Origin of the sequence: Xanthomonas euroxanthea (assembly GCF_903989455.1) — a bacterium.
GTDB classification, from domain to species: domain Bacteria; phylum Pseudomonadota; class Gammaproteobacteria; order Xanthomonadales; family Xanthomonadaceae; genus Xanthomonas; species Xanthomonas euroxanthea.
Window position 1 is genome coordinate 2409287 of the sequence record NZ_LR861803.1, and the last position, 26349, is coordinate 2435635.

Annotated in this window: 28 protein-coding genes; 1 reads left to right on the plus strand and 27 read right to left on the minus strand. The window is 65.7% G+C overall.

Going from position 1 to position 26349, the window contains the following annotated elements:
• Positions 1-12 precede the first annotated feature (12 nt).
• The 14 genes from H7A86_RS10200 to fliD form a co-directional block, all read right to left on the minus strand.
• Positions 13-657 (minus strand): NeuD/PglB/VioB family sugar acetyltransferase, encoded by a 645-nt coding sequence (locus H7A86_RS10200; protein ID WP_104648700.1) that lies wholly within the window; start codon positions 655-657, stop codon positions 13-15.
• Positions 654-1391, minus strand: a complete 738-nt coding sequence (locus tag H7A86_RS10205) for an SDR family NAD(P)-dependent oxidoreductase (RefSeq protein WP_119132008.1) — start codon at positions 1389-1391, stop codon at positions 654-656. The genes H7A86_RS10200 and H7A86_RS10205 overlap by 4 nt, the downstream gene beginning before the upstream one ends.
• Positions 1388-2152: an SDR family NAD(P)-dependent oxidoreductase gene (locus H7A86_RS10210; RefSeq protein ID WP_119132007.1), complete on the minus strand. Its 765-nt coding sequence runs from the start codon at positions 2150-2152 to the stop codon at positions 1388-1390. The genes H7A86_RS10205 and H7A86_RS10210 overlap by 4 nt, the downstream gene beginning before the upstream one ends.
• The gene (locus tag H7A86_RS10215) at positions 2149-3189 is read right to left on the minus strand and encodes a ketoacyl-ACP synthase III (RefSeq protein WP_119132006.1); all 1041 of its coding nucleotides are present in this window, start codon (positions 3187-3189) and stop codon (positions 2149-2151) included. Before H7A86_RS10215 ends, H7A86_RS10210 begins: the two co-directional genes overlap by 4 nt.
• Before the next feature lie 5 nt (positions 3190-3194).
• The gene (locus tag H7A86_RS10220; protein ID WP_104582690.1) at positions 3195-3419 is read right to left on the minus strand and encodes an acyl carrier protein; all 225 of its coding nucleotides are present in this window, start codon (positions 3417-3419) and stop codon (positions 3195-3197) included.
• Positions 3420-3483: 64 nt separating this feature from the next.
• Positions 3484-4593 (minus strand): DegT/DnrJ/EryC1/StrS family aminotransferase, encoded by a 1110-nt coding sequence (locus tag H7A86_RS10225; RefSeq protein WP_104582689.1) that lies wholly within the window; start codon positions 4591-4593, stop codon positions 3484-3486.
• Between the two features lie 118 nt (positions 4594-4711).
• The gene (locus H7A86_RS10230; RefSeq protein ID WP_104648704.1) at positions 4712-6196 is read right to left on the minus strand and encodes a sigma-54 dependent transcriptional regulator; all 1485 of its coding nucleotides are present in this window, start codon (positions 6194-6196) and stop codon (positions 4712-4714) included.
• A complete protein-coding gene (locus H7A86_RS10235) occupies positions 6193-6573 on the minus strand; it encodes a response regulator (RefSeq protein WP_104582687.1) in 381 nt (126 codons plus the stop codon). The genes H7A86_RS10230 and H7A86_RS10235 overlap by 4 nt, the downstream gene beginning before the upstream one ends.
• A gap of 8 nt (positions 6574-6581) precedes the next feature.
• Positions 6582-7982 carry an RNA polymerase factor sigma-54 gene (gene rpoN / locus H7A86_RS10240; protein WP_119132005.1) on the minus strand — a complete coding sequence of 467 codons (1401 nt, stop codon included), beginning with the start codon at positions 7980-7982 and terminating at the stop codon, positions 6582-6584.
• Positions 7983-8206: 224 nt separating this feature from the next.
• A complete protein-coding gene (locus tag H7A86_RS10245) occupies positions 8207-8839 on the minus strand; it encodes a response regulator transcription factor (protein ID WP_003482986.1) in 633 nt (210 codons plus the stop codon).
• Positions 8840-8908: 69 nt separating this feature from the next.
• Positions 8909-9475 (minus strand): PilZ domain-containing protein, encoded by a 567-nt coding sequence (locus H7A86_RS10250; protein ID WP_104582685.1) that lies wholly within the window; start codon positions 9473-9475, stop codon positions 8909-8911.
• A complete protein-coding gene (locus H7A86_RS10255) occupies positions 9475-9768 on the minus strand; it encodes a hypothetical protein (protein WP_119132104.1) in 294 nt (97 codons plus the stop codon). Before H7A86_RS10255 ends, H7A86_RS10250 begins: the two co-directional genes overlap by 1 nt.
• Before the next feature lie 8 nt (positions 9769-9776).
• On the minus strand, positions 9777-10190 hold the full coding sequence (gene fliS / locus H7A86_RS10260) for a flagellar export chaperone FliS (RefSeq protein ID WP_104537438.1): 414 nt from the start codon (positions 10188-10190) through the stop codon (positions 9777-9779).
• A gap of 150 nt (positions 10191-10340) precedes the next feature.
• Positions 10341-11666, minus strand: coding sequence for a flagellar filament capping protein FliD (fliD, locus tag H7A86_RS10265; protein ID WP_104582684.1), 1326 nt, complete (start codon positions 11664-11666; stop codon positions 10341-10343).
• A gap of 32 nt (positions 11667-11698) precedes the next feature.
• Between fliD and H7A86_RS21015 the strand changes: the two genes are divergently transcribed.
• Positions 11699-11869: a hypothetical protein gene (locus H7A86_RS21015; RefSeq protein ID WP_232099312.1), complete on the plus strand. Its 171-nt coding sequence runs from the start codon at positions 11699-11701 to the stop codon at positions 11867-11869.
• Between the two features lie 66 nt (positions 11870-11935).
• On the opposite strand, the gene H7A86_RS10270 is transcribed toward H7A86_RS21015, so the two are convergent.
• The 13 genes from H7A86_RS10270 to H7A86_RS10330 form a co-directional block, all read right to left on the minus strand.
• Positions 11936-13135, minus strand: coding sequence for a flagellin (locus tag H7A86_RS10270; protein WP_104648707.1), 1200 nt, complete (start codon positions 13133-13135; stop codon positions 11936-11938).
• Positions 13136-13452: 317 nt separating this feature from the next.
• Entirely contained in the window at positions 13453-14658 is a 1206-nt protein-coding gene (flgL, locus tag H7A86_RS10275) for a flagellar hook-associated protein FlgL (RefSeq protein WP_115677162.1), read from the minus strand.
• Positions 14658-16532, minus strand: coding sequence for a flagellar hook-associated protein FlgK (gene flgK, locus H7A86_RS10280; protein ID WP_104648709.1), 1875 nt, complete (start codon positions 16530-16532; stop codon positions 14658-14660). The genes flgL and flgK overlap by 1 nt, the downstream gene beginning before the upstream one ends.
• An 11-nt stretch (positions 16533-16543) precedes the next feature.
• A complete protein-coding gene (gene flgJ / locus H7A86_RS10285) occupies positions 16544-17722 on the minus strand; it encodes a flagellar assembly peptidoglycan hydrolase FlgJ (protein ID WP_119132004.1) in 1179 nt (392 codons plus the stop codon).
• A gap of 1 nt (position 17723) precedes the next feature.
• Positions 17724-18842 (minus strand): flagellar basal body P-ring protein FlgI, encoded by a 1119-nt coding sequence (locus H7A86_RS10290; protein ID WP_104582679.1) that lies wholly within the window; start codon positions 18840-18842, stop codon positions 17724-17726.
• 10 nt (positions 18843-18852) lie between these two features.
• Positions 18853-19545 carry a flagellar basal body L-ring protein FlgH gene (flgH, locus tag H7A86_RS10295; protein WP_104582678.1) on the minus strand — a complete coding sequence of 231 codons (693 nt, stop codon included), beginning with the start codon at positions 19543-19545 and terminating at the stop codon, positions 18853-18855.
• Between the two features lie 38 nt (positions 19546-19583).
• Positions 19584-20369, minus strand: a complete 786-nt coding sequence (flgG, locus tag H7A86_RS10300) for a flagellar basal-body rod protein FlgG (RefSeq protein ID WP_016901723.1) — start codon at positions 20367-20369, stop codon at positions 19584-19586.
• Positions 20370-21157: 788 nt separating this feature from the next.
• Positions 21158-21913, minus strand: a complete 756-nt coding sequence (gene flgF, locus H7A86_RS10305) for a flagellar basal-body rod protein FlgF (RefSeq protein ID WP_005921307.1) — start codon at positions 21911-21913, stop codon at positions 21158-21160.
• 145 nt (positions 21914-22058) lie between these two features.
• Complete coding sequence (gene flgE, locus H7A86_RS10310; protein ID WP_039814466.1) at positions 22059-23282, minus strand: flagellar hook protein FlgE; 1224 nt, start codon at positions 23280-23282, stop codon at positions 22059-22061.
• Positions 23283-23313: 31 nt separating this feature from the next.
• Entirely contained in the window at positions 23314-23985 is a 672-nt protein-coding gene (locus H7A86_RS10315) for a flagellar hook assembly protein FlgD (protein ID WP_104582675.1), read from the minus strand.
• A gap of 37 nt (positions 23986-24022) precedes the next feature.
• Complete coding sequence (gene flgC, locus H7A86_RS10320) at positions 24023-24430, minus strand: flagellar basal body rod protein FlgC (RefSeq protein ID WP_005914451.1); 408 nt, start codon at positions 24428-24430, stop codon at positions 24023-24025.
• 3 nt (positions 24431-24433) lie between these two features.
• Positions 24434-24835: a flagellar basal body rod protein FlgB gene (flgB, locus tag H7A86_RS10325; RefSeq protein WP_104533384.1), complete on the minus strand. Its 402-nt coding sequence runs from the start codon at positions 24833-24835 to the stop codon at positions 24434-24436.
• 359 nt (positions 24836-25194) lie between these two features.
• A complete protein-coding gene (locus H7A86_RS10330; protein ID WP_119132002.1) occupies positions 25195-26139 on the minus strand; it encodes a chemotaxis protein in 945 nt (314 codons plus the stop codon).
• Positions 26140-26349: the final 210 nt, after the last annotated feature.

Here is a 26349-nt window from a genome sequence, read left to right on the forward strand (position 1 = left end):
GGCGCGGCTTCCTCAGGAATCCTTGTGGTAGATGATCCGGGCCGGGTTGCCGAACACGCTGGCGCCGGCCGGCACGTCCTTGACCACGACCGCGCCGGCACCGACCACGGCGCCGACGCCAATGTGGATGCCGGGCAGGATGGTGGCGTGCGGGTGCACGATGGCGCGCTCACCGATCCGCGCGCCGCCGCCGATGAAGGTCATCGCACCGATCTGCGCGTAGTCACCGACATGGACGTCGTGTCCAAGCATGGTGTTGGCGTGCACATTGGCGAAGTCGCCCAGCCACACGTCGGGGCTGAGCTGTACGCGATGGCACAGGAAGCAGCCCTGGCCGATGCGCACGCGCGGGCTCAGGAATGCACCGGTGAGGATCGGAATGAATTGCGCGCCTTGCGCCAGCAGCGGCTGCGCATAGCGCTGGCGCGCATGCGGATCACCGATCGCGCAGACGAAGCGCTCTTCGTCCCGCGGCTGGTACGCGAGCGGGCTGCCGACGATGGCCAGATCGCAGCCGTGGCCGTCCAGCATCTGCGGGCGCGTGTCGAGAAAGCCCACCGGACGCCACTGCGTTCCGCACGCCGGATCGCCCTGCATCTGCGCCAAGACCTCGCGACCCCATCCGCCGGCACCGATGATCAAGACCGGATGGGTCATAGGATCGAGCCGCCGTCCATGACCAGACTGGTCCCGGTGACCCAGCGGCTGGCGTCGGCCAGCAGGTAGATCGCGGCGTTGGCGACGTCCTGCGGCTCGCCCAGGCCCAGCGGATGCCGCGCCTTCTGCGCCTCGAGTTGGGCGGCGCCCCACATCGGCGTGACCACGGCCGAGGGGGAAATGCCGTTGACCCGGATCCTGCGCTTTGCCTGTTCGAGCGCCAGGCACTTGATGATGCCGATCAGGCCGGCCTTCATCGCCGAATACGGCCCCACGCCGCGCGTGCCAAGGTGCGCGGCAGTGGACAGCATGAACACGATCGAGCCCTGCGGGGCGATGGCGTTTGCCTGCAGCAGGCGCTGCGTCAGCATTACCGGAGCGAGGAAATTGACCGTGTACATCTCGGTCATCGCCGCCTCGGTCAGCTGCCGGATCGGGCAATGCTTCTGCATGCCCGCGCAGTGCACCACGCCATGCACCGCCGCGCCTGCCGAGACAACCAGCGCCTCGCGGTCGGCGGCGCTGGTCAGGTCGCCGAGCACGCCGACATGGCCCGTGCCCTGCAACTGCGCCTGGGTCTGCGCGAGGCGGTCCGTGTCGCGGCCGGCCAGGATGATGCGGGCGCCTCGCTGTGCACAGGCAATGGCGATCTGCCGGCCGAGCCCCGACGACGCTCCCGTCACCAGGATCTTCTTGCCCTCGAGCGAGAACGCAGTGCGTGCCGGTGTAGTCATGCGTAGATATCCATCGGCACCGTGAGGCCGCCGTCCACCACGAAATAGGTACGCGTGATCCAGCGGCTCGCATCGGCCAGCAGGAACGTGGCGGCGTAAGCGACATCCTCCGGCTCGCCCATACCCAGCGGTGTCAGTTCGAACAGCCCTTCCATGTTGCCGCCGCTGCCCTGCAGGCCGTCCAGCAGCGGTGTGCGCACGTAGCCCGGGGCGATACAGTTGGCACGGATACCGTTCTTGGCAACCTCCTGCGCCAGCGATCTCATCATGCCGAGCAGGGCACTCTTGCTAGCCGCGTAAGCGCTGCTCGCCATTGGCCCGATGTGCGAAGCGACCGAAGCGACGAACACCAGCGAGCCGTTTGCGGCGATGCGCTTCTTTGCCAGCAGGCCGCGTGTCAGCAGCATCGGTGCGAACGTGTTGCTGGAGAAGATGGTGTCCAGATGCGCCCGGTTGACCAGGCGCAGCGGCACCAGCCGGGAGATCCCGGCCGCATGTGCCATCCCGTCCAACACGCCGACCTCGGCGACCAGACGGTCGATGTCCTCCTGCCGGTCCAGGTCTGCCGCGATTGCCATGTGGCCCTCGCCTGGCAACGCCTCCAGGGTCGACGTCAACCGCACATGGTCACGTCCGTTGATCACCAGCTGGGCACCCAGCTCGGCGCAGGAAATCGCGATCTGGCGGCCGATACCCGAGGAAGCGCCGGTGACGAGGATGCGTTTGCCGGCAAGCGCGAAGTGGTCGGGAGCAATGCTCACGATTCGATGAGATCTGGAAAAGCGGCCCCTTCGATGTCGAGCAGGCAGGTGCCCCACGACAGCCCGATGCCGAAGCCGCATAGCAGCACACGCTTGCGCCCTGATTCCAGGTCCTTGTTGATGCGTGCGGTCATGGTCACCGGCAGCGAGGCGCCGCTGGTATTGCCGAAGTCGCGCAGCGTTGAAGGCACCTTCTCCACCGGCAGGCCGAGCTTCTTGCGGATGGTCTCATTGATCATGCGGTTGGCCTGGTGGAACACGAAATAGTCGATCTCCTCCTTGGACACGCCCGCATACTCAAGCAGCTTCTGCACTGCCGGCGGGATGCGCTGGGTGGAGAAGCTCAGCACTGCCACGCCGTCCAGGATCAGGTCCACGCCACGCTTCCAGGCACCATCCGCCTCGTCGCGGTACGGCACCAAGTGCTGGATGCCGACCGGTTCACGGTGGCCGCCCACCGGCAGGATGATCGCCCTGTAGCCGCTCCCATCGCTGTTGAGGTCGAAATGCATCGGCGGCGCGTCGGCGCTGAACTCCAGCGCGGTGGCGGTGCCGGAATCCGAGAAGATTGGATCTTCCAGCGTGGCACTGCGGTCACCGACCAGCAGCAGGCCCTTCTTGACGCCGCCGGCGGCGATCATCGAGCCGAGCAGGTTGATGCCGAACGGGTAGGCCGAGCAGCCCAGGTTGACGTCGAAGGCAACCGTGGCGTGCGACAGCCCCAGCCGGTCCTGCAGGATGATCGCGGTGGCCGGGATCGGATAATCCGGCGACTGGGTCACCACGATCAACGCATCGATCTCTTCGCGCTTCCACTGCAGCTTTTCCAGCAGCACCTGCGTCGCATCGAAGGCCATGTCGGAAAAGCACTGCCACTCCGACGCCATGCGGCGCGTCTCGATGCCGATGTTGCGCACCAGCCGCTCGCGCTCGGAGCGGATCTGCGGCCGGCAATCGGTGAGATTGGACACGACCCGCTTCGGCACGCAGGTCGCCATGCCGGCGAAGCGGACGTTGTGCAGCGTGGAGGTCGGCATGCTGCTTACGCCTCGGTCAGTTTGTAGAGATCGCCGACGGTGACGGCGGCGGTCAGGTCCTCGCCGGTGATGGTCTTGCCGTACTCCATGTCGAACATCACGATCACGCCCAGTGCGGCCAGCGAATCCCATTCCGGGAGTTCGAGCAGCACGGTGTCGGCGGTGACCTCGACCGGCTCCTGGAAGTCGGTGGCGGCGATGAAGTTCTCGATAAACGTTGCCTGGGTCATGCGATCTCGCCTGGTTGCCTGTTGAAGATGCGGGAGTCTGAAAAAAGCGTGCAGCGGGTTGCCGTCATGTCGCCTGTTGCCTGGCGATCAGATCGGCAATGGTATCGACCTGGTCGCGGGTCAGGCCAGGAAAGATCGGCAGGCACAGTACCTGTGCGGCCACCGAGCGCGCGACCGGCAGCCGTGCCGGCGCCGAGGAGGGCAGGGCGCGATACATCGGAAAATCGCTGATCAACGGATAGAAATAGCGCCGTACCAGGATGCCGTGCTCGCGCATCAACTGATACAGCGCATCGCGCGACAACGGGTAGTCGTCCTGCACCAGAATCGGAAAGTACGCGTAGTTGGCACTGGCATGATCTGGCCGCGCCACGCAGCGCACGCCGCGGATATCGCTCAGGCGCTGCCGATACTGCGCGTCGATGGCGCTGCGCTGGGCGATGGCATGGTCGATGTGCTTGAGCTGCAGCAGGCCGAAGGCCGCGCTGATCTCATTCATCTTGCCGTTGATGCCGGGTGCCACCACCGTGGTTTCATCGACGAAGCCGAAATTCTTCAGATGCCCGATGCGCTGGTAGGTGCGTTCGTCGGGGCAGACGATGGCGCCACCTTCGAAGGTATTGAACACCTTGGTGGCGTGGAAGCTCAACGCGCTCAGGTCGCCGTGACGCAGGATCGAGCCCCCCTCGTCGCGCACCCCGAACGCATGCGCCGCGTCGTAGATCACCTTGAGGTTGTAGATGTCGGCGATGCGGGTGATGGCGGTGGTGTCGCAGGCAGTGCCGTAGCAGTGCACCGGCATGATGGCGGTGGTCTGGGGGGTGATGGCCGCCTCGATCTTGGACGGATCCATGTTGAGCGTCACCGGGTCGATATCCACGAACACCGGCGTGATGCCTTTCCACAACAGCGAATGCGCAGTGGCCACGAACGAGTAGGGCGTGGTGATCACCTCCCCGGTGATGCGCAGCGCCTGCAGGGCGGTGATCAACGCGGTGGTACCGTTGGTCAGCAGGGCCAGGTGCGGCACGCCCAGGTACTCGCACAACGCGCGTTCGAAGGCGCGATGCATGTCACCCCCATTGCTGACAATGCGGCTGTCCCAGATCTGCTCCAGGTAGGGCAGAAATTCTTCCAGCGGCGGCAGCAGCGGGCTGGTGACGGGGATGGGCATCAATGCCTCGGCAGGTGCTGGTGAATGTCGGGATTGCGCCGCAGCCGACGGCTGCGGACGGTGTGATCCTGCTGAAGCAAGTGCCGTGCCAGCAAGCGGGGCCAGGAATGCGCCCCGCTCAGTTCGCCAGCTCGGTCTGCTCGCGATCGATGCCGTACTTGCGCAGCTTTTCCACCAGCGTGGTGCGGCGCAGGCCGAGCAGCTGCGCTGCATGCGCCACCACGCCCTGGGTGCGTTCCAGCGCCTCGTTGATCAGCGCCAGCTCGATGTTGGCCATGTGGCCCCGCAGGTCGATGCCATCGTCAGGCAGGCTGGAACTGGTCGCCGGCTCGGCATCGGCGGTCGCAGGCTGCAGGGTCACGACATTGCCCGGCAGCGCGACGGCTTCGACGGGGGCGGCAACCAGTGCCGGCTCCGGCACGGGCTCGACCGCAAGGGCCGAGGCAAAATCACCGCGGTAGCGTGCCGGCAAGTCCTGCACGCGTACCAAACCGCCTGGATGCAGCACCGCCAGGCGCTCCACCAGATTGGTCAGCTCGCGTACGTTGCCCGGCCAGTCGTAGCTGCGCAGCGCCTGCAGGGCCTCGTCGGCAAAGCGCACTTCGCCGCGTCCGGTGCGTGCCAGTTGCCCGGCGATGGTCTGCACCAGCATGGCCAGGTCGTCGACGCGTTCCCGCAGCGCCGGCATCTCGATCGGGAACACGTTGAGGCGATAGAACAGGTCCTCGCGGAACTGGCCGTCGCTGATGCGGGTTTCCAGGTTGCGGTGGGTCGCGGCGATCACGCGCACGTTGCAACGGATGGTCTGGCCCCCGCCGACGCGCTCGAAGCTGCGCTCCTGCAGCACGCGCAGCAGCTTGACCTGCATCGGCAGGCTCATGTCGCCGATCTCGTCCAGCAGCAGGGTGCCGCCCTCGGCCATTTCGAAGCGGCCCTTGCGGGTGCTCAGCGCGCCGGTGAAGGCGCCTTTTTCGTGGCCGAACAGCTCGCTTTCCAGCAGGTCCGGCGGGATCGCACCGCAGTTGATCGCCACGAACGGTCCGTCGCGCCGTGGCGAATGCTGGTGGATGGCGCGTGCCACGACCTCCTTGCCGGTCCCCGATTCGCCCAGCACCAACACCGTGGTGTCGAAGGCGGCCACCTGGTCGATCAGGCGGCGCAAGCGGGTCACCGCCTCGCTGTTGCCGGTTGGGCCGGTGTCCTGCTGCACGCCGGCCTGGTGCTCGGCATCCAGGCGCTTGAGGCTGGCACGGCGCAGCAAGGCTTCCAGCTGTGTATGCCGCAGCGGCGTGTCTAGCGTCCAGACATTGGCTTCGTGCAGGCCGTGGGCCTGCGCAAACGCGCTCGGGCTGCCTTCCATCAGCAACACCGGTGGCGGCAGCTTGGCATCGGCCAGCCAGTCGAAGAACTTGTCGGCCTGTGCGGCATCCTGCGCCGAGCCCACCATCACCGCCATCCACTCGTCATGGCGATGGCGGCCAGGATTGATGTCGGCGCCGTCGGTGACCCAGCGTGGATTGAAGTCCATGAACTCGAGTAACGAGACGGTGCGCTCGGCGCGCACGGCATCGCTGTCGATCAACAGAATGCGGGACTCACTCATTCCTGGCTCCTTACCGTCAGGCCCTCCAGGATTGGCATGACTTCCTGGATATAGGACAGCTTGCTAACAAAATTGTCAGCACCCGCGCGAAGAGCGTGTTCACGATGCTCTGCATCGTCGAAGTGGCTCGCGATGACAATATACGGCGGATCGTCCTGCGTCTTGATCAGACGCGTTGCCTGCAGCCCGCCCATCTCCGGCATGGCCAGGTCCATCAGCACGACATTGGGGCGCAGCGACTCAGAGCGCTCGATCGCTTCCAGTCCATTGGCGGCACTGCCCACGATATCGAGCCACTCCACTTTGCGAAAATGACGCATCGCAGCGTTGATGAAGCCCTCGTGGTCGTCGACCAGCAGCACGGTGAGTTTGCTCATAGTAATCCTTATCCTGCCCGGGCAAGCGGCGGTTTGTTGGTGCGGCGGCGCTCGCGTGCCGGGGCGATGTCGAGTTGTTCGCGGTACTTGGCCACAGTGCGACGGGCAATGTTAACGCCCTGGCGCGACAACAGCCCGGCGATGGCTTCGTCGGCCAGCGGCCGGCCGGCCGGCTCGCTTTCGATCAGTCGGCGCACCATCGCCTTGACCGCCTGGCCGGAAACGCTGGCGCCTTCCAGACGCACCGCAAAGAAGTGCTTGAGCTCGAAGGTGCCGCGCGGGGTCTGGATGTATTTGCCGGTGGTGATGCGCGAAATCGTCGATTCGTGCATGCCGATCTCATCGGCGATTTCCTTCAGCGTCAGCGGTGCCATCGCTTCCTCACCGCGCACCAGGAACGTGGCCTGGCGTTCGACGATGGCGCGCGTGGCGCGCAGCAGGGTCTCGTAGCGCATCGACAGGCCGCGGGTCAGCCAGCGCGCTTCCTGCAGCATGTCGCGCAGCGGCTGGGCGGCGTCGCCGGCCTCGGCCAGTGCACGCTCATGCACGGGATTGATGCTCACCCGATGGGTGGTGGCCGGGTTCAATGCCACCCGCCAGCTGCCGTCGGCATGCCAGGCGAGCACGTCCGGAATCACGCTGGCGTTGCTTTCCTGCAGCAGGTCATCGCCGGGGCGCGGTTGCAGCGACAGGATCAGCCGGACCGCCTCGCGTGCATCGTCCACTTCGGCATCGTGCGCGCGCGCCAGCAGCGGATAGTCGTGGCTGGCCAGCAGGTCCAGGTCGCCGGCAAGGATGCGCGCGGCCAGATGACGCGCCGGCACGCGGCCGGGCAGGGCGGTCAGCTGGGCCTGCAGGCACTCGCGCAGGTCGCAGGCGGCCAGGCCGGCCGGGTCGCCGTGCAGCAGGCGCTGGCGGACCGCTTCCACTGCCTGCACGGTCATACCAAGCCGGGTCGCGCCGAGCTGCTGCAGCGTCGCCAGGGCCTCGGTCAGATAGCCGGCCTCGTCGGTCTGCTCCAGCCAGAACGCGGCGGCCCCCAATGCGGCCTCGTCCAGGTCCAGTGCCAGCTCGCGCAGGATGCGCACGTGCGGGTCGGTGGATTCGCCGGCTGCCACGCGCTGCATGCGGTCGTCGTCGCCATCGTTCCAGCTGCTGCTCGGCACGTCCCACATCGTGCTTTCCGGCAGTTCGTCGAAGGCGGCGACATCGGAGGCGCCATCGTCGCTGCTCGCGACGGCGTCGCTGTCGGCCAGCTCTTCCAGCTCCAGCAGTGGATTGGTTTCCAGCGCGCGACGGATTTCCAGTTCCAACTGCATGCCGTCCAACTGCAACAGACGGATCGACTGCAGCAACTGCGGGGTCAGGTGCAGTTGCTGGCCAAGCTGGGCGGAAATGGTCGTCTTCATCGAAGCGCTTCCGGAAGGCGCCGCACGTGGCAGCGATGGAACGCATCTTGCAGGACAAGGCGACGGGTTTCTAATCAGGGAATCGCGTGAGGCAATTCGTGATTTTCCTGACAGCGCGTGGGGAATTCCCTGACGTACAAGACGGACTCAAGCGTGCTCGCCGGAATCCCGTCACTGTTTTGTTCGCTGGCGGCCGTTTCCGGTCATCGCCCGGCGGCCGGCCCTCAGACCAGTTCGTTGTGATGCTTGGCCGCCAGCAACACCAGATCGTTGGCACGCCGGCAACCGAGCGATTCCATCATGCGCGCGCGGTGGGTCTCCACCGTCTTGACGCTGATGCCGAGGTCGGCGGCGATTTCCTTGTTGCTCTGGCCGCGGCCGATCTCGCGCAGGATCTCGCGCTGGCGCGGCGACAAGGCGGCGATGCCGACCGGTTTTTCGCGGCCCAGCATCGGCGCGATCATCTTGGACGAAATCTGCGGGCTCAGGAACACCTGGCCGGCCGCCGCTGCACGCAGTGCCAGCTCCAGCTCCAGCGGCGCGGCATCCTTGACCACGAAGCCGACCGCGCCGCGATCCAGCGCATCGCGCACGTGCACCGGGTCGTCGTGCATCGACATCATCACCACGTGCGTACGCGGCGCAGCGCGCAACACATCGGTCATGGCATCCAGGCCGCTGCGGCCGGGCAGGGACAAATCCATCAACACCAGATCAGGCCGGTGCAGGGATGTCATGTCCAGGGCTTGCTGTGCGTTGCTGGCCTCACCCACGACATCGATGCCGGCGAAGGTTTGCAGCAGCCTGGACAAGCCGGCACGGACAAGGGTGTGATCGTCGACGATGATGACTCGCACGGCGCAGAAGAGACCTTTTTCAGTAAAGGGCACCTTAGCCGACCCGGCGCCCCGCGCCAACAGGCGGTATCAGCGCTGGCGGCGGGCGTCGGCGATCTGACGGCGATGCAGACGGAACAGATGACGTTCCAGCGCCTCCTGCAAGCCTGGCGAAAGCGGCGCAAACCGCAGCCAAAGCCAATGGTCGTGACCATCACTTGCGCTTGCCAGGACCTCGGCAGGAAGCTGTACCAGTTCAGGAAGCCAGTCGGACGGTTGCAGGCAAACACTCCCCAACGTGCCCGGCGGATGGCTGCTTGCGCAGCTCAGGCGGATTCCGCGCACCGACCACTGCACGTTCGCCTGGATCAGTCCGCTGTCGCCCTGCTGCACCAGACGGCCGATCAGGGCCAGCATCAGGTCGAGCTTGGCGTCCATGCGCTGCACCAGCAGCGGCAGCTCGCCACGGTCTTCGCTGGTGTCTTCGCTGCGCAGGTCTTCTACCTGGCCCAGGCTGCGCAGCAGGGTTTCCGCAGCGCCGTGCGGGCCGGCATCGCTGCCGGCGCGGAAGCCGGCCGGCAGACGCACTTCGCAGCTGAGCGTGTCGGCGAACAGCGCGGCATCGGCCGATGGCGCGAGTGTGCCGAGCACGGGCATCAGATCCGCCCGACCCGGGCGTAGGCGCGGCTGGCAGAGGAGGACGTACGCTGCGCGCGGATCAGGTCCAGCAACTTGCGGCGGCGCTCGAGCATCATCCGCATCAGATCCTGCTGCATGGCCTGCAGCGCCTGCAGTGCGTCGCGGTCCTGGTCCAGGTCCGCCTGCTGCGCGTACTCGCGCAGGTGCAGATCGTGGGTGTCCAGCATGAACGGCATCACCTCGAATTCCTCCTGCGCCATGGCCAGGCGGATGTCGGCGATTTCGGCTTGAAGGCTCTGCGCGCTATGCATGGTCTGGCTCACGAAACGGCAGAAAGGCCGCGTTGATCGAGGGGGATGGAATTCCACGCCGAGTCGATTTCGCTGAGCAACTCCAGCGCTTCGGTCAACGCGGTTTCGTCGTTGTGCAGGTTGGCGGCAGTCAGCCGCTGCATGACGTAGTCGTAGAGCGCCGACAGGTTACCAGCGATCTCGCCACCGGCTTCGTGATCGAGCGAGCCGTTCAAGTGACCGACGATCGCGCAGGCTTCGCCGATGGCCTTGCCCTTGCGCGCCTGGTCGCCCTGCGCCAGGCAGGCCTGGGCCAGGCGGATGCGCTGGCAGGCGCCGGCGAACAGCAGCGACACCAGCTTGTGCGGGTCGGCTTCGGTCACGCTGGTGGACACGCCGACCTTGCGGTATTGCTCGGCATACTGACGATTGGAACCGTACATGGATGACTCCTCAATGGGCTGACCTTCGCGTGTCCCGGAGCGCTGCGCTCGGGCGACGACGCTCCTGCCGGAAGGCAAGGCCGATATCACGATAGGCCCTTCTTGTATCGGCAAGACCATTGCGGGACTTGAGGATCGTGATCACGAAAATCAGCCTGTCAGCAGGCTGCTGAGCGAACTGGTGCTGCTCTGCAGCTTGCTGATCATGGTTTCCATCGCGGTGAACTGGGCGGTGTAGCGATCGCTGAGCTTGGTCATGCGCGCGTCGAGGTCGTCCAGGTCAGACTCGTAGCCCTTGATCTGCTTGTTCAGGCTGTCCGAGCGCATGGTCAGGGTGCCGTCGTTGGCGTTGACGTTGCTGTCGAGCAGCTTGGTCATGGCCGAGCCGAACTTGCTGTCCTTGCCGAACACCTCGGCGGCGGCACCACCGTCCTCGGCGATGGCGGTATCGAACTTGCCGCCATCGAAGCTCATCACGCCATCCTTGTCGATGGTCAGGCCGAGCCCCTTGAGTTCGATGAGGTTGCCGCTGACCTGGCCGCGCAGCTGCTGCTGCAGGCCGCGCACCAGCGAGTCGCCGGTGAGTGCCGCGGCCGTCTTGGTGGTGGCGTCGTAGGCGCTGCTCTTGGCCAGCAAGGTGTTGGCGGTGTTGTAGGCGGCGGCGTACGCGGTCAGATTGGCCTTGAGGCTGCTGGTGTCGGCCGCAACGCCCAACGTGACCTTGGTGCCTTCGGCGGCCTTGGTGAGGTTGAGCACCACGCCCGGCACGATGTCGGTGACGGTGTTGGAGCTGGAGGTGCGTTCGAAGCCGTCCACGCGCACCAGCGCGTCGGTTGCGGCCACGGACTGGGTCAGGCCGCCGCTGACGCCGGGGCCGTAGGTGAGGCTGCTCAGGCTCGGGTCGCTGGCACTGACGGTCAGCGCGCCCTTGGTCCCGGAGTCGACCGCGTTGAACACCAGGTGCTGGCCGTCGTTGGCGGTCACCACGCTGGCGTTGACGCCCTTACCGCCGGCCGCCTTGTTGATGGCCGCAGCGATGTCGGTGAGCTTGTCGGTGCCGCTGATGTCAACGGTGATCTTCTTGTCGCCATACCCGATCGTCAGCGTGCCGCTGCCGACAGTGGCATCGGCGACGAACGCGCCAGAGGCGAGCTTCTGCGCGCTGGCCAGCGAGACCACTTCCACCGAGTAGTTGCCCGGCGCGGCCGAGCTGGTGGTGGTGGCGGTGAAGCCGGCATCGGTGGGCACCGTTGCCTTGTAGGCATTGGTGTCGGCGCTGCTGATGACCTTGTCCAGCGCAGACTTGAGCGTGGTCATGCTGCTCTTGATCTGGCTGATCGCCGACAGCTGCGTCGTCGCAGCGGCTCCGGCCTTGTTGATGCGCGCCTGCTCCGGGTCTTTCTGCCGGGAAACCAGGGTGGACACCACGGTGGGGATGTCCAGACCGGAGCCGGAAGTGCTGATCACCGATGCCATGTTGCATTCCTCGTCTGGGCGTCCAAGCAAGGATGGACGCATGGGATTACGAGACGGGTATCGGCCGCCTCGGCGAGGACTTTAGCGGCGGCGAGCCCGTCTCGCTCACGAGGTTGGGTGATGCAATTTCCATGCCGGCGATGCGTCAAGAAACCCGCGCCAGAAACCCGTGCTGCGCGATCGTGTCGAATCTCTGCGGCTGAAACATTCGCGCGCACAAAAAAGCCCCTCCGGAGAGGGGCTTTGGACTTGCTGCGACGCGCTGCCGATTACTGCAGCAGGCTCAGCACGTTCTGCGGAACCGACTTGGCCTGGGCCAGCATCGCGGTACCGGCCTGCTGCAGGATCTGCGTGCGGGTCAGCTCGGCGGTTTCCTTGGCGTAGTCGGTGTCGCGGATACGGCTACGCGAGGCCGACAGGTTTTCCGAGGTTGCGCTCAGGTTGGCGATGGTGGAGGTGAAGCGGTTCTGCACCGCACCCATGTCGGCGCGCGAGGAGTTGACCGCGGTCAGCGCCTTGTCGACGATTTCCAGGGCCTTCTGCGCGCCGGAGAACGTGGAGATGTCCAGGGTGCTCAGGGTCGAAGCGGTGGAGCCGGAAGCGGCCGAGGCGGTGGTGATGCCGGCGCCGACGGTGATGCCTGCGGCGCTGGAGGTACCGGCGGTCAGCGAGGTGAAGTCCTGGCCAGCCTTCAGCGATTCGATCTGCACCGTACCGTCGGTCTTGATCGAGGCGTACATGCCGGTCTGGTCGAGCTTGTCGTTGATCGCGGCAGCCACCTTCTTGTTGACGTCGGCAGCGCTCTCGCCTACGCCGACCTTGACGTCCGCGATGGTGACGCTCTTGGCCGCACCGCTGGCGTCCTTGAACGACAGGCTCATGCCGCTGATCGAGCCGGAGGCGGTGGAGGTGCCGCTCACGCCAGCGCCGGAAACGGCGGCAGCGAAGTTGGCCTTGCCCAGCGAATCGACGTTGGCGTCGACGATGCTGTTGATGCCGATGGTCTGGCCGGCGTCGGCGCCGACCTGGAACAGCGCGCCGGAGAAGTCGCCGTTCAGCAGCTTGGTGCCGTTGAAGTTGGTCTGGTTGGCGACGCGGTCGATTTCGGCGGTGAGCTGCTTGACTTCGGAGTTCAGCGCGTCACGGTCGGTCGGCGAGTTGGTGGCGTTGGACGACTGCACCGACAGCTCGCGGATACGCTGCAGGTTGCTGCCGATTTCGACCATCGCGCCTTCAGCGGTCTGGGCCAGCGAGATACCGTCGTTGGCGTTGCGCGAGGCAACGTCCAGGCCGCGGATCTGCGTGGTGAAACGCTCGGAGATCGCCAGACCTGCGGCGTCGTCCTTGGCGCTGTTGATGCGCAGACCCGAGGACAGACGCTGGATGCTCGTCGACATGCTCGCGCTGCTGGTGTTGAGGTTCCGCTGAGCGTTCAGCGACATTACGTTGGTGTTGATTACCTGTGCCATTTTGATTTCTCCTAAGCGATTTTTCCGGCAAGGGGGACTTGCCCGGAGCCTCCGCAGGGGGGCCATCAAGTTGGCCGTTGCCGCTGCTGAGATGAATAACGGCGTTGCGTCGGGAACCTTTAGCGAAATCCAGTGTTTTTTTGCTGTCTTTCTGCTGCAGGACGAAATACGGAAGCGTTGTGTAGCAAGGGGTTTGGTTTATTCGGCAGCACCCCGTCGATCTTTAGCGTTGGTATAACTTTTGACGAATAAACTCCGTCGGCCTGCGCAGGTGCGCGCGCGCAGGCGTGCAGAAAATGTGGGTTTTCTGCGGAAAATCAGCGGATCAGGTTAAACAACGACGACGACTGCATCTGCTGAAAAATCGTTTGGGCGGCCTGCAACGAGGCCTTCTCCAGTTCGTATTGCCCGAGCGCCGAGGCGAAATCCAGGTCGCGGATCGACGACAGGGTGGTCTTGAGGGTGACCTCGTTGGATTCGAGCAGCGAGTTGGCGTTATCGATCGCCGACAGCTGTGCGCCGCCGGAGGCGCGCGCATCGATCATCTTCGACGAGGCCTGTGCGATGTCGCGCATCGACGACTGCAGCGTGTTGATCATCGCCGCCTTCTGCGGCGGGGTCTGGGTGTCGGAATTGAGCGCGCCGACCAGGTCGTCGATGGTGGAGAACACGTCCTTGGTGGTGGAGGCGCCGATCTGGAAACTGTCGCCCACCGCCGGTGCACCGCTGATGCGCATGCGCACGCCGGCCGCGTTGATGTCTTCGCCATCCTTGTAGGTGCCGGTCCCGACCACCGTATTGGTGCTGTCGCGCACCTCGTAGGTGTCTGCGGCGGTGAACTGCACGCTGTAGCTGCCGCCGTTCCAGCTGCCGGTGCTGGCATCACGGCTGAAATCCAGCAGCAGGCCGGTGCCGGTATTGGCGTTGTCGGGGTGCGCATCCACGGTGCCGTCGCCGGTGCGGATACGCATGAAGATTTCGCTGCCGGGCAGGGTGTCGCTGACAAAGGTGTCCGGCGCCACCTCGACCTGTTTCTGGGTCTGGTCGCCGTTGTAGGTGACGCCGCCATTGCTCTTGATGAACGGTGCGCTGCCATCGGCGCTGCCGCCGAACAGATAGCGCCCGGTGCCGTCGGTGCTGTTGGCCAGGCTGACCATGCTGTCGCGCAGCGCGGTCAGTTCCGAGGCGATCGCCTTGCGGTCGTCGGGGCTGAGCGAGGAATTGTTGGCCTGCACCGCCAATTCGGTGACGCGCGCCATTTTGTCGCCGGCCTGCGACAGGGCGTTTTCCTGCAGGCCGAGCCGGTTCTGCACGTTGTTGGCGTTCTCGCCAAAGCGCGTGATCGCCGCCAGCGCGCGATCCAGGCCGACCGCGGTGCCGGCGGCGACCGGGTCGTCCTTGGCGGTGACCAGGCGCTGCCCGCTGGCGAGCTGGGCCTGGATCTGGCTCAGCCGGGACTGCTTGGCCGTCATCGACGACACCGACTGGCTGTACATCATGCTGGTGGAGATACGGTCGGTCATCAGCGTACGGCGCCCAGGATGGCTTGGAAGATGGTGTCGGCGGTGGAAATCATCTGTGCGGCGGCCTGGTAGGCCTGCTGCAGCTTCAGCATGTTGGCGGCTTCCTCATCGAGGTTGACGCCGGAAATCGAGTCGCGGCTGGCCTGCGCCTGGTCGTTGATGACCTTCTGCGCATCCGAGGCGTAGCTGGCCGCGCGCGCAGCCGAGCCGACCGAGGTGGTCAGGCCCGACAGCGCGCCGTTGAGCGTGACCGTGCCGCCGCTGAGCGCCTTGGCGTCGTCGATCTTGGCCAGCAGCTTGACGTTGCCGTTGTCGCTGGAACCGGCGCCGGTGGGGCCGACCCCGAAGGTGTCGCCGGCCTTGGGCGCGCCGTCCAGCGCAAAGCTCCAGCCATTGGCGCTGATGGTCTGGCCGGCGGTGTAGGCGAACGGGCCGCTGCCATCGATGGTGTACTGGTTGGCGTCGATGAACTCCACCGAGGCCGGGGTCAGCAGCGCCGGGTTTTGCGCGTTGGTGACCTTGACGTCGCTGATCTTGCCGGTGCCCAGGTTGGCGAGCGTGGCGGTCGCCTTGACCGGGGTGGCCGCGGCAATCCGCGAGGGGTCGGTGATGGCCACCGACAGGCTGCCGGCCAACCCTGCGGTGGGCTGCAGCAGGAACTTGTCGCCGTTGGCCGGCGTGCCGCCCACCACCAGGCTGACGCCGTTGAGCACCAGCGGATTGGCCGGGGTGCCGGCGCCGCTGATCGGCACCGCCGACCCGGTGCTGGCGTTGGTGGCCTTCCACGCAGTGCCGTCGAAGCTGAGCGTGACGTTCTGCCCATCCACCGCCGACATGTTGCTGAAGCTGGCGCTCAGCGACGCGCTGCCGGTATTGCTGGGATTGGCGGCAGTGGTGGGCGTGCCGATGTTGAAGAAGTTGCCGCCCATCGCGCCGTACAGGTCCATGCCTTGCGCGTGACCGGCGTTGAAGGTGCTGGCCATGCCCACGGCCAGGCGACCGAGTTCGGCCTGGGTCGGTTCCAGCACGCTGGTCCGGAACTCCAGCAGGCCGCCGATCTGCCCGCCCAGCGAGCTGGTGCTGAGGCTGACATTCTGGCCCTGGGTCTGCATCGCCACCTGCAGCTTGGTCGGCTGATACGGGTCGGCGACGGTGGTCAGCTTGGACGAGGTGGTTCCCACCACCAGGGCCTGGCCGCCGGCGGTGAAAACATTCATGAAGCCGCCGTCCTGCATCACCGCGGTGCCGCCGGTGTAGCCGACCAGCTTGGACACCAGCGCGTCACGCTGGTCGAGCATGTCGGGCGAGGCGCTGTCGATGCTGCTGCCGATGGTGCCGTTGATCTTGGCGATCTGCTGGGTCAGGCGATTGACTTCGTCCACCGAGGAGGTCAGGCCGCTGTTGACCTCGTTGCTGAGGCTGTCCATCTGCCCGTTGAGCTGCTTGAAACGCGTGGCCAGCGAGTTGCCGCTGTCGAGCATGCTCTGCCGCTCGGCCGTGGACGAGGCATTGGACGACACCGCGCTGGTGGAATCGAAGAAGTTCGACCACAGCCCGGCCACATTGGTGGCGGTGTTGGAGTACAGGCTGTCGACGCGGTTGGACAGCGAGGACAGCTGCTGCAGCCGCGAGAGCTCGCCGCCGCTGTCGAGCAGGCGCGAGGTGGCCAGCTGGTCGGCCACCCGGCTGACGTCGGTGATCTTGGCGCCATTGCCCACGAACGCGTAGCCCATGTCGGTAGGCGTGCGCGTTGCAAATTCCACACGTTGGCGGCTGTAGCCTTCGGTATTGATGTTGGCGACGTTATGGCTAACGGTCGACAACGCCCGTTGGAAGGCGATCAGCGCACTGGTCCCGGTGGACATGATGGACATGGGCGTTTACCTCAACGACGGATGGTGCCGAGCCCGGCAGGCTCGGCGGTGCTGGCATAGCGGTTGGACAGGTCGGCCGCCGCGTTGCCGATCGCGGCTACCGCACGGTCGATGGTCGGACCGTTGGCGATCGCCGCGATCTTGGCTGCGTAGCCCGGATCGGTGGCGTATCCAGCCTGTTGCAAGCCGCGTGCAAAACCCTTGATATCGGTGCCGGCCTGCAGCGCGGGCTGGTAACGACTGTTGTTCTTCAGCAGCCGCACGTAGTCGGCAAAGCTTTCCTCGGCCGAGCCGTAGGCACGGAAATCGGCGGTTTCGGTGGTTTTGACGCCATTGACGTATTCGTGGGTGCCGGTGGTGACCTTGTCGCCGCTCCAGCCGGTGGCCTTGATGCCGAACAGGTTGTTGGAGTTGCCGGCATTGCCGATACCGCGCCGGCCCCAGCCGGTTTCCAGCGCTGCCTGCGCCACCAGTGCACGCGGATCCACGCCCAGTTCGCGCGCGGCCTTCTGCGCATGCGTCCAGATCTTGGCCACGAAGCCTTCCGGGGTGCGCTCGCCCAGGCTGGCAGCGGCGCTGCTCGCCGCGCTCGCATTGACCGCGGCGTTGGCATCGGCGGCGTCGCTGGCGGCCACGTCGGCCCAGCGATCGTTGGCCGAGGGCCAGCTCAGTGCGGCCGCAGCGTCGCTGCCGGCTTCGCTGCTGCCGGTACGCCCGGCGATCAGATCCAGCACCTGGCTCATGCCGATGCCGCCCAGGCCGCCTGCGCCGATGCCTGCCGCGCTGCCGATGCCTGCACCGACGCTGCCCGCAGCCCCATCACGGGCCGGCAGCGGCAACGAGGCGTCGCGCTTGCCGGCCACCAGCGCATAGGCCTTGGCGGCATCGGCGGTGCTGAGCGAGGTATTCAACGCCGGGCCGCCGGTGTCGCCGCTCAGCTGCTTGGAGATCATCGCCGACAGGCCCAGCCCCTTGCCGTCGGTCAGCGACTTGGCCATCTGCTGGTCGTACATCTCTCGGAACATCTGGTTTTCGCCCGGAAACATCGGGTCGCCGGAGCTCGCATCGCGCATGCTCTTGACCAGCATCTGCGCGAACTGTCCTTCGAGCTGACGTGAGACCTTGTCGATCTTGGCGGGATCGGCCTTGGTGCTCGGGTTGAGATCAATGGGCGAGGCTGCGATACGCATGTCAGATCACCTCCAGCTCCGCCGTCAGCGCACCGGCTTGCTTGAGCGCTTCCAGGATGGCCACCAGGTCGCCGGGAGCGGCGCCCACTTCGTTGACCGCGCGTACGATCTGATCGAGCGTGGTGCCGCCTTCGAACTTGAACATGCGGCTGCCTTCAGAGGTGGCCGTGATCGTCGATTGCGGGGTCACCGCGGTGCGGCCGCCGCTGAAGGCGCCCGGCTGGCTGACATTGGTGTTCTCGCTGATGGTCACGGTGAGCGAGCCATGCGCGATCGCCGCCGGCATCACCCGCACCAGCTGGCCGATCACCACCGTGCCGGTGCGTGCGTTGACCACCACCTTGGCCGGCGCGTCGCCCGGAGAGAGTTCGACATTTTCCAGCCGCGCCAGCAGGCCGATACGCGCGCCGGGATCGGTCGGCGAGCGCACTGCCACGGTCACGCCGTCCACCGCACGTGCGGTCCCGGCACCGAAGCTGCTATCGATCGCCGCGACCATGCGCGAGACGGTGGTGAAATCGTTCTGGTGCAGGTTGAGGGTGATCTCGCCGCTGCCGGCAAACACATCCGGCAAGGCGCGTTCGACGGTGGCGCCGTTGGGGATGCGACCGACGCTGGGAATGTTGACCGACACCCGCGAGCCGTCCTTGCCCTGCGCGCCGAAGCCACCGACCACCAGGTTGCCCTGCGCCATCGCGTAGACCTGGCCGTCGGCGCCTTTCAGCGGTGCCATCAGCAGCGAGCCGCCACGCAGCGACACCGCGTTGGCGATCGAGGACACGGTGATGTCGATCGGCTGGCCGGGCTTGGCGAATGGCGGCAGTTCGGCATGGATGGCCACGGCGGCGACGTTCTTCAGCTGCGGATTGACGTTCGCCGGAACATTGACGCCCAGCTCGCCGAGCAGGTTCTTCAGGCTCTGCACGGTGAAGGGCGCCTGGCTGGTGCGGTCGCCGCTGCCGTCCAGGCCGACCACCAGGCCGTAACCGACCAGCGCGTTGCCGCGCACGCCGCCGACCTGGGCAAGATCCTTGATGCGCTCGGCCGAGGCCGGCGCGGCGATCGCGCAGACCGCCACAGCGGCAGCCAGCAGACGGAAGGGCAGGGAAGACAGATTCATGGTCGCAGGCTCAGTAGGGCGACAGACGGGAATTGAAGAAGCGGCTCAGCCAGCCCATCGCGTTGGACTGCGCGATCGCGCCGCGGCCGCCGTAGGCGATGCGGGCGTCGGCCACCTTGCTCGAAGGCACGGTGTTGTCCGGGCCGATGTCGGCGGCGCGCACGATGCCCTGTACCTGCACCAGTTCGTCGCCCTGGGTCAGGCGCAGGTTCTTCTGCCCCTGGATCACCAGATTGCCGTTGGGCAGGCGCTGCATCACGGTGACGGTCACGCTGCCCTGCATGCGGTTGCTCTGCGCGGTGTTGCCCTTGCCGGCAAACGTGCGGTCGCCGCTGGTGGAGTTGCGCAGCACATCGGTGCCGTTGACGGTGAGCGGAACGCCGAGCAGCGTGGGCGTGCTCATGTCCACGGTGTCGGCCTTGCTGACGCTGGTGTTGGCGGTGGACGAGGCAGTGGTGCTTTCCACCAGGTTCACCGTCAGCAGATCGCCGACATCGCGGGCGCGGCGGTCACCGTACAGATTCAGGCTCGGGCCGGCGGCATAGATCGCTCCGGCGGTGGGCTGCGCCACCGGCGCGACCACCGGCACGATCGGCGCCAGTTCGGCGAACGGCCGCACATCGCCGGCCGCCACGCAGCCGCCCAGCAGCGCGCTGCAGGCGATGGCGAGGCACAGGGAGGAAAGGGAAGGCAGGCGTGACATGGCGTGGATTCCTGAGAGGGCAGCGACCGGTGGGCCGATCAGACGTTGTTGTTCAAGTAACCGAGCATCGAGTCGGTGGTGGAGATCGCCTTGGCATTCATTTCATAGGCGCGCTGGGTCTCGATCATGCTCACCAGCTCTTCCACCGTATTGACGTTGCTGCCTTCCAGCGCGCCCTGCACGGTGTTGCCCAGGCCGTTGAGGCCAGGGGTGCCGTTCTGCGCGGGGCCGGAGGCGGTGGTTTCGACGAACAGGTTCTCGCCCTTGGACTGCAGGCCCGAGGGATTGATGAAGTCGGTCAGCGTCAACGCACCGATTTCCTGCGCGGCGGCCTGGCCGGCCAGCGTCACGCTGATGGTGCCGTCGTTGCCGATGGTCAGCGACTGCGCGCCTTCGGGGATCTGGATGCCCGGCTGCAGCGGGTAGCCGCTGTTGGTGACCAGCTCGCCCTGCGCATTGATCTGGAAGGTGCCGTCGCGGGTATAGGCCGAGGTGCCGTCAGGCATCTGCACTTCGAAGAAGCCGCGGCCGTTGACCATCACGTCGAGCGCGCGGCCGGTCTGCTGCTGGCTGCCCTGGTCGAAGCCCTTGAAGGTGGAGACCACCCGCACGCCGGTACCCAGCTGCAGGCCGGTCGGCAGCTGCGTCTGCGCGGAGGTGGAGCCGCCGGGCGCACGCACCTGTTGATACAACAGGTCTTCGAACGCCGCACGATCGCGCTTGAAGCCGGTGGTATTGGTATTGGCCAGGTTGTTGGAAATGACCGACATGCGCGTCTGTTGCGCATCCAGTCCGGTTTTGGCGACCCACAAAGCCTGATTCATGACCCGATTCCTCGTTAGACCCGGGGATGTGTTCCGGGTACGGCTGGGTAGATGCACGTGGCGTGCCAAACCCGCGCCGGATTTTTGCCGGCTGTGCGCTGGATCACGCGAAGCGGGCGCGGCGGCCTGCGCGGGGCAGGGCTGGCGGCGGACAGGCAGCGGCTAGGCCGAAGCGGCGGAAACCTGCGCGGCAGATCAGGCGCGCTAGATCGGTCGCCGGTCAGCGATGTGTTCGACGACGTGTGAACCCTTGGCGCTGCCTGCGGAAGGGTTCTCGGGATTTGCCGGCTGGCATTGCGACGCAGTCAACAGGCTGGTTGGTCGAGCGCGCAGTGGCCTCACCGCTCGCGGGACACGCCGTGAACCCATCCCTGGGGGCTCGGTGGCGGCATCCATGCCGCCACACGGTCCCGCAATCGGCGAGGCCACCGCCCCAGAGAGTGAGTCGGTGGTCGTGTGAAAAGCTGCTTGTTGCTCGGGTTGAATCGGGAAGCGGATCGGAAGCGATGCGATCCAAGCAACACACCGCATGCTCTGCTCGCAATCCTGCGTACCGACTATCTCGCCTGGTCCTTGCCCGCCCACCGTCGCGGGACCTTACGCGGCATGGATGCCGCGCAAGAGCCTACAGGGATGTACTTGCGGCGTGTCCTGCGAGGGTGGGCGGGCAAGGGCCCTGCAGCCAAGTCACAAACCAGCCGCTCTGCAGCGAACCCAGGCGGCCGCCATCCAGGTGCTCGCCAGCGCGGCAAGCCAACCAGCGGTCCGTCAATGGGCGCCAGTGACGCTTAGCCGCTGACCCGCAGCAGCGAATTGGCCGATTGCGCGTTGTCGTCGCCGTTCTTGATGATCTTGACCTGCATTTCGAACTGGCGCTGCAGCTGGATCATCTCCACCAGTGCGCCGGCGGCATCCACGTTGCTGCCCTCCAGCATGCCGCTGTTGATTGTCTTGCCGGTGGCCACCGCAAACGCCTGCGCCGGGTCGGTGCTGGTATTGCGCATCAGCCCGTCCGGGCGCCGCGTCAAACGGTCGGCGGGGGCGTCGACCACCTTCATCTTGCCGACGATGGCCATGGTCTGCGGGCCTTCGCCCTGCGGAATGATCGAGATGCTGCCGTCGCTGCCGATCTCCATCGCCTGGTGCGGCGGGATCGTCATCGGATTGCCGCCTTCATCCAGCACCGCATGGCCATTGGCGGTGACCAGCTGGCCATTGGCAGTGAGCGCCAGCTCGCCGTTGCGGGTATAGGCCTCGCTGCCGTCGGGCGACTGCACCGCCAGCCAGCGGTCCTGCTGCAGCGACACGTCCAGCGGGTTGCCGGTGACCTTCTGGTGGCCCTGGCTGCGGTCGAAGCCCTGGTCCACATGCAGCGCATCGATCCGCGACGGATAACCCTTGCCCTGGATCTTGAACGCCTCGGTATTGGCCAGCGCAGCCTTGAACCCCACCGTATCGACGTTGGCGAGATTGTGCGACACGGTGCCCTGCGCCTGCAGGGAGGCGCGGGCGCCGGTCATCGCAACGTAGAGAGCTTTGTCCATGAGGCACCGGGAATCGGGAATCGGGAATGGAGAATCGCAAAGGCGGGATTGCTGGAGACTGGAAGAAAGGGGGGCAAGGCGGGCATCCGATACACGCAATGCCAGCTCTTACGATTCCCTATTCCCCAATCCCGATTCCCAGCCGTTAACGGATATTGATGATCGTCTGGGTGACCTGATCCTGAGTCGAGATCATCTGCGAGTTGGCCTGGAAGTTGCGCTGGGCCACGATCATGTTCACCAGCTGCTCGGTCAGGTCCACCGTGGAGGATTCCAGCGAGCCGGATTCGATCTGGCCCAGGTCCGAGGTGTCCGGTGCGCCGGTGCGGGCGGCGCCGGAGGTGTAGCTTTCGGCCCACATGTTGTTGCCCTGCGACTGCAGGCCCTGCGGATTGACGAAGCTGCTCAGCGCGACCTGGCCCAGCGGCTTGTCGGCACCGTTGGAATAACGGGCGAACACCACACCACTGGTGTCGATGCTGATCTCGTTGAGCTTGCCGCTGGCATAGCCGTCCTGGCGGGTGTCGCGCAGCGCGAAGGCCTCGCCGTACTGGGTCGAGCCGCTGACGTTGAGCTGCATGCTCAGCACGCCGGCACCGGTGCTCGGAGTGAACGGGTCCATCGTGATGATGCCGTTGGCCGGGGTGGTCAGTGCGCCGGTATCGGAGAACTGCAGCGTGGTCGGCGCGCCGACCGCGGCGCCGTCCACGTAGTTGTGCACCTGCCATTCGTTCGGGTTGGCGGTCTTGACGAAGTAGGAGGTCTGCACATGGCTGACGCCCAGCGAATCGTAGACGTTGATGCCGCCGGTGGAGTGGCTGTAGGTCTTGTCGTCGGCCGGGCTGAACGGGGTCACCGTCGGTGCGGTGGCGTTGCCGGGCAGGGTGAAGGCCAGGTTGACCGTGGAGGTCGACTTGGGCGGGCTGTCGGTGGTCAGCAGCTGCAGGTCCGACAGGCGACCGACGTCGAAGCCGTTGCCGCTCGGGTTGGGGGCGAAGACCTGCAGGCGTGCGCCCTGCGGATTGACCACATAGCCGTTGGCATCGGTCTGGAAGTTGCCGGCGCGGGTGTACATCTTGGCGCCGTTGGAGGTCACGGTGAAGAAGCCTTCGCCGGAGACCGCCAGGTCCAGGCTGCGCCCGGTCGGATCGATGTTGCCCTGGGAGAACTGCTGCGCCACATTGCTGACGCGCACGCCCGAACCCACCGCATTGCGCGACAGGCCGTAGCTGGTGCTCTGGAACATGTCGGCAAACTCGGCGCGCGATTCCTTGAACCCGGTCGTGTTGACGTTGGCGATGTTGTTGGAGGTGACGTTCAGATCGGCATTGGCTGCGTTGATGCCGGACAACGAGGTATTGAAAGCCATGGATGAGGTCCTTTGAGTGTCGGTTGCCGGCTCAGCTGACGCGGAGCACGTTGGCGAGCGGGGAAGTGCCTAGCCCGGTCAGGTTGAGATACAGGCCGTCCGAGCCGATCGTGACGCTGTCCACCGGTGCGTCGACATAGGTGGACAACTTGCTTTTGGCACCGGCGGTGTCGGTCTGGGTGGCGGTCACGCCATACTTGCCGGCGGCCATGCGGTTGCCGTTGGCATCGGTGCCGTCCCAGGCGAACGACACCTCGCCGGCGGCGCTGGCCGGCACGCTGAGCTGCTTGACGAACGCGCCGTTGGCATCGGTGATTTCGAAATTGACGGTGCCGGCCGAGGTCGCGGCAACCACGCCCTTGGCCGAGTTGGTGGCATCGATGGCCAATTGCGCGGAGGGCACCAGCACGTTGTGCCCGACCAGCGAGGCGCCCTTCAGCACCTGATCGCTGCTCTGTGCTGCAGAGAAGCTGCTGACCTTGGTATTGAGGTCACCAATGCCCTGCACGGTGGAGAACTGCGCCAACTGGCCCAGAAACGCGCTGTTTTCCATCGGTTTGAGCGGGTCCTGGTGCTGCAGCTGCTCGGTCATCAACTTGAGGAAGTCGGCCTGGCCGAGCGATTCCTCCTTCTTCTTGGTCGCCGTGGCGCTGCTGGAGGTCAGCCCGAGGCTGGTGTAGAGGTCACTACCGATCGTGCTCATATGAAAAAGTCCGTAAGGGAAGGGTCAGCTAGGCGGGTCAGCGACCCATGGTCAGGGTGGCGAGCGCCAGTTCCTTGGCGGTGTTGAGCATTTCCACGCCGGCCTGGTAGTTGCGCGAGGCCGAGATCATGTTGACCATCTGCGAGACCGGATCCACGTCGGGCGAGAACACGTAGCCGTCGGCATCGGCCAGCGGATGGCCGGGCTCGTAGCGACGGATCGGCGGCGCGTTGGTGGTGGTGATCTCCTTGACGTTCACCGAGGTCAGGCTGGGGTCCTGGCGACTTTGCTGGGCCTGGAAGATCGGCTCGATCGGCTTGTAGGTCGCCTCGGCCGAGCCGGCGACCGAGTCCGCATTGGCCAGGTTGGAGGCGATGGTGCTCAGGCGGACCGACTGCGCATGCAGCGCCGAGCCGGCCACATCGAAGATGGGAAGATTGCTCATGACTTATTGGCCGGTGATCGCGGTGAGCATCGAGCGCACCTTGGATTCGAGGAAGCTCAGCGAGGCGCGGTATTCCAGCGCGGCGCGGCCGTAGGCAGCACGTTCGGCATCGGGATCGACGGTATTGCCGTCCAGGCTGGGCTGGTCGGATTCGCGGGTGATCTGGAACGGGTTGAGCCCGCCGCTGCTGCCGATCTCGAAATGCTTGGCGTCGGTGGTCTGCAGCAGGGTGCCGTCGCGCACGCCTTCGGCCGATTTCAGCGCGGCTTCGAAGTCCATGTCCTTGGCTTTGTAGCCAGGGGTGTCCACATTGCTCAGGTTGCTGGCAATGAGCTTCATGCGCTGCTCGCGCAGCGGCAGGGCATCGCCGTGGATGCCTAGAAAGGACGAGATGGAATTGGACACGGTGCTCTCCCGCGAAGTGTTGCCAGGGAGAAAGCAATGTTTGTGCCAATCGGGGTGGTGCGGGTCAGGGAACTCGGAAGGTGATCGGCGCCGCCGACGAACGGCAGCTTGGCCGTCCGGGATACAGGGTGGACCTGTGTAAGTCGCAGCGTTGGCTTACTCAGGCGCGCCAGGCTGGAAGGCCCCGCATGACCCTGAGCGCCGCCCGGCGTCGGGGTGTCACTTCAAGTCGGGGGTGTCATCTCAAAAGGTGTCGACCCACCGACCCCAACCGCGCGATCTTCCATGACGCCGCACCTTTGCAGCGCAGCGCTCATCGCTATTGTCGGCTCCGACCAGGCAGCCGCTTTGTGGCCTGCTCAGACCGCTTCGGCGACCACTTTCAGGCGGGCCAGCACGTAATCGGCCAGTTCGTGCGCGCTGTACTTGGCCACAAAGGCATTGGCGCCGACCTGTTCGACCATGGCGTTGTTGAACACGCCCGACAAGGAGGTGTGCAGCAGCACGTACAGGCCCTGCAACCCCGGCGTGCGCCGGATTTCCGTCGTCAGCGTGTAGCCGTCCATGGCCGGCATCTCGATGTCGGAGATGACCATCGCATAGCGGTCGGCCGGATTCTCGCCTGATGCTGCCACCTGCAAGAGGTGGTCCAGCGCCTGGCGACCGTCGGACAACAAGGTCGCCGCCACGCCGAGCTGGTCGAGCACGCTGCGGATTTGCTGACGCGCCACGCGCGAGTCATCCACCACCAGCACCTGGAACTGCCGGTCATAGGCGACCAGCTGCAGCGAAGGATCCAGCTGCACGTCCTTGCTGACCTTGGCGATGTCGGCCAGCACGCTCTCCACGTCGATGACCTGGATCAACTCGCCCTGGAAGCGCGTCACCGCCGTCAAATAAGTGGCTTCGGCGCCCAGTTCCGGCGGCGGGTGGATATCTTCCACCGCAATATTGACGATGCGCTCCACGCCGCTGACCAGAAAGCCCTGGACCGAGCGGTTGAATTCAGCCACCACCAGGTAGCCGGGGCCGTTCTCCGAGTGCGCATCGCGCTCCGGGTGGCCGATCGCCAGGCCCAGGTCCAGCACCGGCACCGAGCGCCCGCGCACATCCGCCACGCCGGCGAACTCGGTCGGCAGGCCGGGCACCTGGAACAACTCCGGGCGGCGCAGCACTTCCTGCACCTTGAAGACATTCACGCCAAAAAGCTGGCGCCCGCCCAGCCGGAACAGCAGCAGGGCCAGTCGGTTGTGGCCAGCCAGACGCGTGCGCTGGTCGATGCGGTTGAGCAGATCGTGGGTCATGGGGCAGATATCGACAGCGCCCTCGGAAAACTTGAGCGGTTTCAGCTTGGCGTAGGGCGCTGTCGGGAATCGGGAGTCGGGAATGGGGAATCGCAAAAGCGGAGGGCTTTTTGCAGCAAGCCCGAGGCGAAGGGCCGTGGTGTGACGTACCTACGGTGTTCACTAAGGAAATCGCACATCAGCAGCGAAGACCGATCAAGGCTCAGCCCC

Bases quoted from the DNA above. Each gene is read 5' to 3' on its own strand.
- fliS (WP_104537438.1), bottom strand. From the start codon at position 10,190: ATGTACGGTTCCAATCGTCAGTATGCCGAGCAATACCGCAAGGTCGGC.
- H7A86_RS21015 (WP_232099312.1), top strand. From the start codon at position 11,699: ATGGACGCATGGGATTACGAGACGGGTATCGGCCGCCTCGGCGAGGAC.
- H7A86_RS10230 (WP_104648704.1), bottom strand. From the start codon at position 6,196: ATGAGTGAGTCCCGCATTCTGTTGATCGACAGCGATGCCGTGCGCGCC.
- flgL (WP_115677162.1), bottom strand. From the start codon at position 14,658: ATGACCGACCGTATCTCCACCAGCATGATGTACAGCCAGTCGGTGTCG.
- H7A86_RS10255 (WP_119132104.1), bottom strand. From the start codon at position 9,768: ATGCATAGCGCGCAGAGCCTTCAAGCCGAAATCGCCGACATCCGCCTG.
- H7A86_RS10270 (WP_104648707.1), bottom strand. From the start codon at position 13,135: ATGGCACAGGTAATCAACACCAACGTAATGTCGCTGAACGCTCAGCGG.
- flgF (WP_005921307.1), bottom strand. From the start codon at position 21,913: ATGGACAAAGCTCTCTACGTTGCGATGACCGGCGCCCGCGCCTCCCTG.
- H7A86_RS10200 (WP_104648700.1), bottom strand. From the start codon at position 657: ATGACCCATCCGGTCTTGATCATCGGTGCCGGCGGATGGGGTCGCGAG.
- H7A86_RS10225 (WP_104582689.1), bottom strand. From the start codon at position 4,593: ATGCCCATCCCCGTCACCAGCCCGCTGCTGCCGCCGCTGGAAGAATTT.
- H7A86_RS10235 (WP_104582687.1), bottom strand. From the start codon at position 6,573: ATGAGCAAACTCACCGTGCTGCTGGTCGACGACCACGAGGGCTTCATC.
- H7A86_RS10215 (WP_119132006.1), bottom strand. From the start codon at position 3,189: ATGCCGACCTCCACGCTGCACAACGTCCGCTTCGCCGGCATGGCGACC.
- H7A86_RS10330 (WP_119132002.1), bottom strand. From the start codon at position 26,139: ATGACCCACGATCTGCTCAACCGCATCGACCAGCGCACGCGTCTGGCT.
- fliD (WP_104582684.1), bottom strand. From the start codon at position 11,666: ATGGCATCGGTGATCAGCACTTCCGGCTCCGGTCTGGACATCCCCACC.
- flgH (WP_104582678.1), bottom strand. From the start codon at position 19,545: ATGTCACGCCTGCCTTCCCTTTCCTCCCTGTGCCTCGCCATCGCCTGC.
- flgE (WP_039814466.1), bottom strand. From the start codon at position 23,282: ATGGCTTTCAATACCTCGTTGTCCGGCATCAACGCAGCCAATGCCGAT.
- rpoN (WP_119132005.1), bottom strand. From the start codon at position 7,982: ATGAAGACGACCATTTCCGCCCAGCTTGGCCAGCAACTGCACCTGACC.
- H7A86_RS10250 (WP_104582685.1), bottom strand. From the start codon at position 9,475: ATGCCCGTGCTCGGCACACTCGCGCCATCGGCCGATGCCGCGCTGTTC.
- flgJ (WP_119132004.1), bottom strand. From the start codon at position 17,722: ATGCGTATCGCAGCCTCGCCCATTGATCTCAACCCGAGCACCAAGGCC.
- flgC (WP_005914451.1), bottom strand. From the start codon at position 24,430: ATGAGCAATCTTCCCATCTTCGATGTGGCCGGCTCGGCGCTGCATGCG.
- flgK (WP_104648709.1), bottom strand. From the start codon at position 16,532: ATGTCCATCATGTCCACCGGGACCAGTGCGCTGATCGCCTTCCAACGG.
- H7A86_RS10220 (WP_104582690.1), bottom strand. From the start codon at position 3,419: ATGACCCAGGCAACGTTTATCGAGAACTTCATCGCCGCCACCGACTTC.
- H7A86_RS10290 (WP_104582679.1), bottom strand. From the start codon at position 18,842: ATGAATCTGTCTTCCCTGCCCTTCCGTCTGCTGGCTGCCGCTGTGGCG.
- H7A86_RS10205 (WP_119132008.1), bottom strand. From the start codon at position 1,391: ATGACTACACCGGCACGCACTGCGTTCTCGCTCGAGGGCAAGAAGATC.
- H7A86_RS10315 (WP_104582675.1), bottom strand. From the start codon at position 23,985: ATGAGCACGATCGGTAGTGACCTCTACACCAGCCTCGGGCTGACCTCC.
- flgG (WP_016901723.1), bottom strand. From the start codon at position 20,369: ATGAATCAGGCTTTGTGGGTCGCCAAAACCGGACTGGATGCGCAACAG.